The sequence below is a fragment of the Leyella stercorea DSM 18206 genome, from assembly GCF_000235885.1.
Classification (GTDB): domain Bacteria; phylum Bacteroidota; class Bacteroidia; order Bacteroidales; family Bacteroidaceae; genus Prevotella; species Prevotella stercorea.
The window spans coordinates 70,261-79,504 of sequence record NZ_JH379441.1; the positions used below are offsets into that span (position 1 = coordinate 70,261).

General features: G+C 50.5%; 9 protein-coding genes. 6 read left to right on the top strand and 3 right to left on the bottom strand.

Going from position 1 to position 9,244, the window contains the following annotated elements:
• Positions 1–5 precede the first annotated feature (5 nt).
• The 5 genes from HMPREF0673_RS08105 (at position 6) to trhA (ending at position 3,811) form a co-directional block, all read left to right on the top strand.
• Entirely contained in the window at positions 6–1,043 is a 1,038-nt protein-coding gene (locus HMPREF0673_RS08105) for a helix-turn-helix transcriptional regulator (protein ID WP_007900731.1), read from the top strand.
• A 166-nt stretch (positions 1,044–1,209) separates the two neighbouring features.
• Complete coding sequence (locus HMPREF0673_RS08110; RefSeq protein ID WP_007900733.1) at positions 1,210–1,842, top strand: hypothetical protein; 633 nt, start codon at positions 1,210–1,212, stop codon at positions 1,840–1,842.
• Between the two features lie 197 nt (positions 1,843–2,039).
• A complete protein-coding gene (locus HMPREF0673_RS08115; protein ID WP_007900737.1) occupies positions 2,040–2,456 on the top strand; it encodes a hypothetical protein in 417 nt (138 codons plus the stop codon).
• Between the two features lie 12 nt (positions 2,457–2,468).
• Positions 2,469–3,101: a YiiX/YebB-like N1pC/P60 family cysteine hydrolase gene (locus HMPREF0673_RS08120; protein WP_007900739.1), complete on the top strand. Its 633-nt coding sequence runs from the start codon at positions 2,469–2,471 to the stop codon at positions 3,099–3,101.
• A gap of 59 nt (positions 3,102–3,160) precedes the next feature.
• Positions 3,161–3,811, top strand: a complete 651-nt coding sequence (trhA, locus tag HMPREF0673_RS08125; RefSeq protein ID WP_007900743.1) for a PAQR family membrane homeostasis protein TrhA — start codon at positions 3,161–3,163, stop codon at positions 3,809–3,811.
• Positions 3,812–3,820: 9 nt separating this feature from the next.
• Here the strand turns inward: trhA and mutS are convergent, their stop codons facing one another.
• The 3 genes from mutS to HMPREF0673_RS08140 all read right to left on the bottom strand — a co-directional run bounded on the left by mutS (position 3,821) and on the right by HMPREF0673_RS08140 (position 8,424).
• Complete coding sequence (gene mutS, locus HMPREF0673_RS08130) at positions 3,821–6,457, bottom strand: DNA mismatch repair protein MutS (protein ID WP_007900744.1); 2,637 nt, start codon at positions 6,455–6,457, stop codon at positions 3,821–3,823.
• 82 nt (positions 6,458–6,539) lie between these two features.
• Positions 6,540–7,442 (bottom strand): Abi family protein, encoded by a 903-nt coding sequence (locus tag HMPREF0673_RS08135; RefSeq protein ID WP_007900747.1) that lies wholly within the window; start codon positions 7,440–7,442, stop codon positions 6,540–6,542.
• A gap of 154 nt (positions 7,443–7,596) precedes the next feature.
• Positions 7,597–8,424 (bottom strand): phosphatase PAP2 family protein, encoded by an 828-nt coding sequence (locus tag HMPREF0673_RS08140; RefSeq protein ID WP_050804974.1) that lies wholly within the window; start codon positions 8,422–8,424, stop codon positions 7,597–7,599.
• A 144-nt stretch (positions 8,425–8,568) separates the two neighbouring features.
• On the opposite strand from HMPREF0673_RS08140, the gene HMPREF0673_RS08145 reads away from it, so the two are divergent.
• Entirely contained in the window at positions 8,569–9,210 is a 642-nt protein-coding gene (locus tag HMPREF0673_RS08145; RefSeq protein ID WP_007900751.1) for a DUF4294 domain-containing protein, read from the top strand.
• Positions 9,211–9,244 lie beyond the last annotated feature (34 nt).

A 9,244-nucleotide genomic window follows, 5' to 3' on the forward strand; every position in this document is an offset into this window, starting at 1 on the left:
ACAATATGCTATACGCCATCTATTTCATCTACGGACTGTGCGTCATGTTCTACTTCATGATGTCATGGCTCTTCTACCGCAAGGACAAGAAGCTACTCTCGCGTCTTGTTGCGGTGATGATGTTCGTCATCGGCTTGCAGTGTCTGAAAGACCTCTTCTTCATCAAGCCGTTCACCGAAATCGACGAACTCGACTGGATGGTTATAACCGCAGCCGACATGATTGTTGTGCCGCTATACGCGTTCGTGCTCATCGAGCTGTGCAGCCCAGCCACGCTCAACCTACGCACTATCATCTTCCACGAACTATTGTTCGTGGCACCGTTCACGCTCTTCGCCATAACGCAGGACATGGTGTTCTACTATGCCGAGGTGTTAGAGGCTGCCGTGTACGGCGTGAGCTACGCTGTATGGGCAGCGTTCGCCATTCCGCGATACCACGCACAGCTGAAGCAACGCTTCTCGTACACCGAGAACATCAACCTCAACTGGCTACGCGCCATCTTCTTCTCGTTCCTCTTCATCCTCGTGATATGGATTATCGATTGCATGGAAGCGAACTATGCCATCGAAGCATTGTATATGACGAGCACGTTAGTGATGTGGATGTTCATCGCCTACTACACCTACAAGCACGAGTCGGTGTTGGGCGAGCTCTCCGACAGCACAAGCGACGATGTGTTGGAGAATACGGAGGTGGCAGAAAGCGAAATGTCGGAGGTGGGCAAACAGATAAGCACACTGTTCGACAAGGAGCAGATATTCCTCAACCCCAACCTCAAAGTGTCGGACATAGCCACCGCCACTGGCTCCAACCGCACCTACGTAAGCGCGTTCTTCAACCGAGAAGCCGAATGTACATTCTACGATTATGTCAACAAATACCGCATAGAATACGCCTGCAACCTGCTTCTCCACTCGAATGAGAACATCACGATGATAGCCGAGAAGTCGGGATTTAACAGCTCACAGTCGTTTATTCGCGTGTTTAGCAAGATTATGGGCACTTCGCCAACAAAATATCGCAACGAAGCAACCGACTAAACCACAACGTGTTAGGAAAGTTGTTAACGATTCTTTTACGCTTTGCGAACTCGTTTTACCCTTTGTGAACAACATTTTGAGAGATTGGTAACAGAGATATTCTGCTCTGTGCTTAACTTTGCAATCGAAACAAACAATCGTTAATCATTTAACTAACACAAAGCTTATGAAAATATTAAAAATGATGGCAGTTGCTGCCTTGTTTATGCCGCTGTTGTTCTCGTGCTCGGGAGGCAGCTCGTCTAAGAACAACTTGTTGGGAGCAATCCCCGACCAGTACGCTCAATTCGTTGAGGAGAAGGCAAAGATCAAGAAAGAAGCGGAGAACATCAAGACGGCAGAAGACAAGAAGGCTCTTATCGAGAAGTCGGAGAAGATGACTGCGAAGTGGAAGGAGAAAATGGAGGAAAGTGCAAAAGCGCTCAGTGGCAAGCCTGTTGAGATTGCGGAATGCAACTTCAACATTACCGAACCCCTGTCGCTCGAGTTTGACGAGTTCTTCAGCAAGTCGGATCTTAAACCGAAGTTCAACATCAAGGGCACAGCCATTGCTAAAGCCGACACACAAACCGAATTAAACTATGTACTAAAAAGCATCCCCGTGTACCTCGTAGGCTACGACGCTGAGGGCAAAGAGGTGTTCAAGACGAAGGCAGGCTATGTTGATGTAGAAGATGTCAACGGCAAGGCATTCATTAAAGCCAACACACCTATAAAGTTCGACCCCGTACGCTTCGGAGAATCGGACATCGAAGGTAGCAAAACTGCTAAGACTTACAAGCTGGAAGTGAAAGAATAATACAACACAAAAACTTTGGTGTTATTGCCACGCTACGCAAACAACGTTGCCACGCTACGCAAACAATATTGCCACGCTACGCAAACAACGTTGCCGTAGCGTGGTAATATCACGCTTCGATTACCAAGTGAAAATACTTGCTCATTCGTCGCCTATCAACTCGTAAACTTATACTTCACAATAAAACCGAAATCACTATGGACGACTTATTAAAACAGATTAAACAATACAAGGAACCCCTTGTTATTGGCCTCGCAATACTCATGCTCATATTCTACGGCTTCTGCCCAGTAATCGACATTCTCGGCAAAGCAAAAGCCAACGGATTGAAAGTATTGTTTGAGGGTAGCGGACTCGGATTTAGCCGTTTCCTCTCGCTGCTTATCCTCTTAGCCCCATTGCTCGTTGTAGTAGGCAAGCCTATAAGCGCGAAACTCACGGGCATGTTGAAAGACAACCTCTGCATTATCTGCTTCTTGGCAGGCATCGTGCTCTGCCTCCTCTTTGCCGTGGTTCTGCCTAATGGTGTCTCACCGGCTTGGGGTTGCTGGCTCTACATCCTTGCTGGCGTGCTCGGCGCAAGCGTTTGCCGCATCGAAATGTTCACAAAATAAAAGCTTAACGAAATGGATAAAAAGAAAAGAAGTTACCTCCGCATCATTGGATGTGGATGCACCTTCGTCTTTTTGTTCCTCATTGTATGGATAGGCATCGTCTGGCTGAACCGCCCTGCATACATTGAGCCCGACACATCTACGTTCGAGACGGGCGACGTCTTCTTCAGCGTAGGAGATTCGTGGGAGTCTGTAGCCGTACGGACCCTGTCTGGGTCGCTCTCTCTCGAGGTGGCAGACTCCACACCTTCTCATTGCGGAATAGTCGTCAGATATGCCGAGGGCGTAAAGTTGGCTCATGCGTCAACAGTAAAAAAGAAGATCGTACTCGAAACGCCAGAGGAGTACCTGCGCAACAATGGCTCGTACTGCATCTACACACGAAAAGCACCTTGCACGGTGGACACCCTCGCTATACGACAGTCGGTGGAGACGCTGGTAAAGAACAGGGTGCCATTCGATTTCAATTTCGACCACTCCACATCGAAAGCACTGTATTGCACGGAGATGGTGGTCAGGGTTTTTGAACAAAACAACTGCTTCTGTTTTTCCAAACTACGACATAACAGCTATATGTATCCGAACGACTTGCTGAAACTATGCAAGGACAAAGTTAGGCTGCATCTCAACAATAAAAATAAGTAAACTTATTTTGTATTGTATTCGATTTGCACTAACTTTGCGAGGGAACAAAAGGAACGTGTATGAAAATCTACTTCAGTCATAAGGAAGAACTCTGGAATTCGTGGTCACATGCAGCAGGCATTATCCTCGGTATGCTCGTAGGCACTGCGCTGCTCGTGTGGTGCGGTTGGGCACGCAACGGTTGGGCAACAGCCGGCGTGATACTCTACCTCTTCGGTATGCTCTCAAGCTACATCGCCTCAACCGTGTATCATGCTCTCTCGGCATGGTCGCCATGGAAGGAACGCCTGCGCAAGTGGGACCACGCAGCTATCTACTGGCATATCGCCGGTTCGTATTCGCCCATCACGCTCGTCGCTCTGCGCGAGTACGGCTACTGGGGTTGGACGCTTTTCGCCTTCATCTGGACTGCCGCCATTGTCGGCACCGTGAAGAGTTTCTCGTCGTTAAAGGGCCATAGCAACTTAGAAACAATATGCTACGTGGCTATGGGCTTGAGCGTGCTCGTAGCTTTCAAGCCGCTCATGCATTGTGTTGACCCCTCAGCCATAATATGGATTATAGCCGAGGGCGTGTGCTTCATCACTGGTGCCGTGTTCTACGCTGTGCGCAAGCGCCGCTTTATGCACACCGTGTTCCACTTCTTCGTGCTCGCAGGCAGCGTGTGCCACATCGTAGCCGTGTGGGATATACTCATGCGCTGGTTGTAGCGCAACTTCTTAGCTTCGTCCCGTCACTATCTTCTTGATATCAAAGAGTTTGTTGAGCGCCTCTACGGGCGTGAGGTTGTTGATATCAAGACCTATTATCTCGTCGCGTATCTGGCAGAGCACGGGGTCGTCGAGCTGAAAGAGCGATAGCTGCATGCCATTTGTGCTTTGCTGACTTACAATCTGGCGGGCTGACTCTACTCCTACGCTCGCATTATCTGCCTCAAGCTGCTTCAGTATGTTCTCCGCACGCTTCACCACCGAACGCGGCATACCGGCTATCTCTGCCACGTGTATACCGAACGAGTGCTCCGATCCGCCACGCATCAGCTTGCGCAGGAAGATGACTTTGCCGTCCAGTTCCTTCACCGACACGTTGTAGTTCTTTATGCGCTCGAAGTTCTTCTCCATCTCGTTCAACTCATGGTAGTGGGTGGCGAAGAGCGTGCGTGCCTGCGCCTTCGGGTTCTGGTGTAGGTACTCCACGATAGCCCAGGCGATAGATATGCCGTCGTATGTGGATGTGCCACGACCAAGCTCGTCGAAGAGCACCAGCGAGCGCGGTGTCACGTTATTTAATATGTTAGACGCTTCGGTCATCTCCACCATGAACGTCGACTCGCCGAGCGAGATATTGTCCGATGCTCCTACGCGTGTGAATATCTTGTCGACCACGCCCACGTGAGCCGAGTCGGCAGGCACGAAGCAGCCCATCTGCGCCATGAGCGTGATGAGTGCCGTCTGGCGTAGCAACGCCGACTTACCAGCCATGTTCGGACCCGTTATAATCATTATCTGCTGCTGCTCGGTGTCGAGCTCTATGTCGTTTGGCACGTACTCCTCGCCTACGGGTAGCTGTGTCTCGATGACGGGGTGGCGTCCGGCGCGTATCTCAAGCACGTTGTCGTCTTCAACCACGGGGCGCACGTAGCGGTGCTCCTCGGCAGTCTTGGCGAACGAGAGTAGACAGTCGAGACGCGCCACGATGTTGGCGTCGGCCTGAATCTGCGGTATGTACGCCTGCATATCGGTGACAAGCTCGGTGAAGAGTCGGGTCTCGAGCACGAGTATCTGCTCGTCGGCACCCATAATCTTCTGCTCGTACTGCTTCAGCTCCTCGGTTATGTAGCGTTCGGCGTTGGCAAGCGTCTGCTTGCGTATCCACTCCTGTGGCACCTGGTCTTTGTACGTGTTGCGCACCTCAAGATAGTAGCCGAACACGTTGTTGTAGCCCACCTTCAGCGACTGTATGCCGGTCTTCTGCGCTTCCTCCTCCTGTATTTTCAGCAGATAGTCGCGTCCGCCGCGCGAGATGGAGCGCAGCTCGTCGAGCTCCGGCGAGAAGCCAGTAGCAATCACGCCGCCTTTAGCCACAAGCTGTGGCGGGTCTTGCTGCAACTCGCGGTCGATGCGCTCGTACAGCGCCTCGCAGAGGTTTATCTGGTCGCCAATCGAACGTATCTCTGCGCTGTCGTTGGTGAGGCACGCCGCCTTTATCGGCTTCAATGCGCCGAGGGCGTACTTCAGTTGCACCACCTCTCTGGGCGACACTCTGCCCACAGCCACTTTCGAGATGATACGCTCTATGTCGCCGATGCGGTGCAGATGCTCGTCGACGGTCTGACGGAAGTCGGGCTTGCGGAAGAACGTTTCCACCACGTCGAGACGCTTGTTGATGGTCGCCACGTCGCGCAGCGGAAATATCGTCCAGCGGCGCAGCAGTCTGCCGCCCATCGGTGTGCAGGTGCGGTCGATGACGGAGAGCAGCGACACGCCGTCGTCCTGCATCGACTGCAGCAGCTCCAGCGAGTGGATTGTAAAGCGGTCGAGACGCACATAGCGGTCGGCATCGATGCGCGCAAGCGACGTGATGTGTCCTATCTGTGTGTGCTGCGTCATCTCCAGATACTGCAGTATGGCTCCTGCCGCCGTCACGCCGAGGTGCAGATGGTCTACGCCGAAGCCCTTCAGCGTTGTGGTGCCAAAGTGGGAGAGCAGTTTCTGTCGCGAGCTCTGCTCGGTGAGCATCCAGTCGTCGAGCTCGAAGACGCACCACTTGGAGCCGAAACGCTCCTCAAACTCGCGCTTCAGCTGTCGGTCGTACAGCACCTCCTTCGGTTGTATGCTGCTCAGAAGTTTCTCTACGTAGTCGAACGTGCCCTCACCCGTTAGGAACTCGCCCGTAGAGATGTCGAGGAACGCCACGCCGCACGCCGTCTTAGCCATGCACACCGCTGCCAGAAAGTTGTTCTCCTTATAGTTGAGCACGGTGTCGTCCATCGCCACGCCCGGCGTAACCAGCTCCGTAATGCCACGCTTCACGAGTGTCTTCGTGAGCTTCGGGTCCTCCAGCTGGTCGCATATAGCCACACGCTTACCGGCACGTATCAGCTTAGGCAGATAGGTGTCGAGCGCATGATACGGGAAGCCAGCCATCTCGCACGCTGCCGAGCTCGGGTTCTTGCCGTTGGAACGTCGTGTCAGCGTGATGCCGAGAATCTTTGCAGCCTCCACAGCGTCGTCGGCGTATGTCTCGTAGAAGTCGCCACAACGGAAGAGCAGCAATGCGTCTGGATGTTCTTTTTTGAACGTATAGAACTGTCGCATCATCGGCGTAAGTCCGTCGTCGTTCTTTTTCTGAGCCATGTGTCTTGAGTTTTTATTTGTTTGTTGCGGCATTGGGAGCCGCAGAATGTTTTTAAAATTATGTACTAAATCAAACTGATAATCAATGGTGCCATAGAGGTTCGTTCTCCCAACCTACTGTGAAACCAAGAGCTTTTTGGTCTATTTCGGGAAAAGCCTCAAAAAGGCGGTTTATCTTGTCTGACATATCATTGTTTGGAGAAATAATATTGAGAAAATACTTGATGATGCATATGTTGTAATAGATTCTCCGCTTGTCAGCATCAATCGTAATCCATGGCATGGTCATGCCTTTCATATCGTTTGGGATGATTTTGTTGACTTTATTCCAGACACGGGCATGATGGCAACATGCATTGCGAGTAAGTGTAAGTACTGACAGCCACGACTCCAACACGGGAGCGTGAAGACCGAAACGTTTTGCAATCTGTTTTTTGAGAGTCTTGTCTTTCAGATTTCTATAGTACATGTTCACACTACCCATTGGGAGAAGTTCGCCAAGAATCCATGCAGGCGGAAACGGCTCCGTATAAGTTCTTTTGAAATGTTCTATAAAATCCTCTGTTGATCGCTCATATTCCTTTGACAACATTGCCATGCTATTATTGAAAATGGTTTGATCACGAAAATACGAGGAGTTGGTAAGCCAATAAATGTCGCCAGTTCGTTCTGCTGCCATATTCATCACAGCTTCTCTTATTGCAATTTCAATCTTCTCAATCTCATTGAAGAGGAGCATTCGCAACTTCTTGTCAAAACGATAAAGCATCATTACTTTGGCAAATGAAGCACCGGTCTTATACTGATGTAGAGATTTTGGGGTTTTCAACAAGGGGTGCATATATGCAGACAATCGATAATAGCCAATGCTCTCCAAATAAAGTTGAGCCTTTTGTCTATCATTGATTGTCAATCCGCGATGTTCTAATATGGTTACAAGTTCTTGTGAAGTCTTGTATTCTTTCCCAAAATTTCTTTTTGCCATAGTCTATAAACAAAAAGCCCAGCCTATTTAAGCATTGTAAAGAGGCTCGGCTGGAACTAACGTTGCAAAGATACTAATAATCTTTGAGAATGCAAATTTTTTTACTGGAAGTTTGTGTGTAAGTGAATGTGTTTAATACATTTAATAATGTAACCTAAAAAACGAGAGCCATGCTCACGCCTGCCTCCTTGCCGTTGTAATACGGAGCACCGAAAGCCACCGCCTTCTTCACGCCACGCTTGTGTTCCTTAAACAGCTTCGGGTAGAGCCAGTAGGCGAACTTCGTAGAGAGCATTCCGACAGCCGCACCAGCCACGACATCGCTCACCCAGTGGCGGTTGTTATGCACACGCAGATAAGCCACTCCGGCAGCGAGCGCATAGCCCGTGTAGCCTATCCACGGCTTCGAAGCACGATACTCCTGCCACAGAAACTCAGCACACATGAACGATATGGCGGTGTGTCCGGACGGGAACGCATCCTTGCCATTACCATCGGGGCGCGACTCCTTGAACGCCATCTTCGCACCTTTCGTCACTGCCACCATCGTAACAGCCGACATGCCGAGGATAATGGTGCGGTCAAGAAAACTGTGCTGCGCCTTCACACCACAGAGGTCTAAAGCGTAAACCGCTGCTGCGGGTACGTATGGCATATAGTTATCTGCCCACACCTTCTTCTCGCCGTGTCGCGAGAGATTCTTCTGTGCCCAGTGGCGAAACTGCTTGCCCCACGCCGTCTTTACACATAACGCTCCGCCCACGACTGCCACGCTGGGCACTATCCACTCCGCCGGGCGCACTCGGTGCGTAGGGTCTTTGTACTCGGCGACCGAGAACATAGTGTCGGCATCGCAACCTGAGACCACAGCATTGGTGTCTGGCGGTAAAATCAGAGCCGAATCGCACTCTATAACGGTGTCCTGCGCACGGGAAACGGTCGACACGAAGAGCACAAAGCAAAAGAGTATTGTCTCAAACAATCGTAAAAAGGTAGTGTTGTATGTCATCAGTTATTGTGAAAATTACACATTATTATATATATAAGTTGCAAAGGTACTGAAAAATAGCTTAAAAGTGGGAGAGATTTGTATTTATTTGGATTTTTCTGCGTACTTTTGTCAGACATGAAACAGAGATTATCAATACTCATCATAGCCATCTTCTGCCATCTCGCACTGATGGCGCAGGCAGGCTTAGACGTTGCTGGCGAGACTGATGGCAGTGACGCTGCCAATCAGCCTGCCTTCGTACCTATGGTGAAGGTGGGTAAGGCACTGTATGAGGGCGACAGCATACAATACGTGGAGCTGAACCCGCTGGCTATTTATCCGCAACTGGTGTTCAAGGACGAGAAGCAGCGGCAAGCCTACAACCGATTGGTGGCGAACGTGAAGAAGGTGCTGCCGATAGCTAAGGAGGTGAACAACATCATCATCGAGACGTACGACTTCCTACAGACGCTGCCCAACAAGAAGGCGAAGGAGGAGCATCTGAAGCGAGTGGAGCGCGGAATACGTGCGGAATACACACCGCGAATGAAGAAACTGACATACTCGCAAGGCAAACTGCTCATAAAGCTCGTGTACAGAGAGTGCGACTCATCGTCGTATCAGCTCGTACAGGCGTTCCTCGGACCGATACGTGCAGGATTCTATCAGGCGTTCGCCGCACTATTCGGTGCGTCGCTGATGAAGAAGTACGACCCTGACGGTGCCGACCGATACACGGAGCGAATAGTAAGACAAGTGGAAGCAGGACAAATCTGAGTAATTATTAATTTTTAATTATTAATTATTAATT

What these genes read in the sequence shown, in the direction of transcription:
- mutS (WP_007900744.1), bottom strand. Translation starts at nt 6,457, where the DNA reads ATGGCTCAGAAAAAGAACGACGACGGACTTACGCCGATGATGCGACAG.
- HMPREF0673_RS08110 (WP_007900733.1), top strand. Translation starts at nt 1,210, where the DNA reads ATGAAAATATTAAAAATGATGGCAGTTGCTGCCTTGTTTATGCCGCTG.
- HMPREF0673_RS08145 (WP_007900751.1), top strand. Translation starts at nt 8,569, where the DNA reads ATGAAACAGAGATTATCAATACTCATCATAGCCATCTTCTGCCATCTC.
- HMPREF0673_RS08135 (WP_007900747.1), bottom strand. Translation starts at nt 7,442, where the DNA reads ATGGCAAAAAGAAATTTTGGGAAAGAATACAAGACTTCACAAGAACTT.
- HMPREF0673_RS08120 (WP_007900739.1), top strand. Translation starts at nt 2,469, where the DNA reads ATGGATAAAAAGAAAAGAAGTTACCTCCGCATCATTGGATGTGGATGC.
- HMPREF0673_RS08105 (WP_007900731.1), top strand. Translation starts at nt 6, where the DNA reads ATGCTATACGCCATCTATTTCATCTACGGACTGTGCGTCATGTTCTAC.
- trhA (WP_007900743.1), top strand. Translation starts at nt 3,161, where the DNA reads ATGAAAATCTACTTCAGTCATAAGGAAGAACTCTGGAATTCGTGGTCA.
- HMPREF0673_RS08115 (WP_007900737.1), top strand. Translation starts at nt 2,040, where the DNA reads ATGGACGACTTATTAAAACAGATTAAACAATACAAGGAACCCCTTGTT.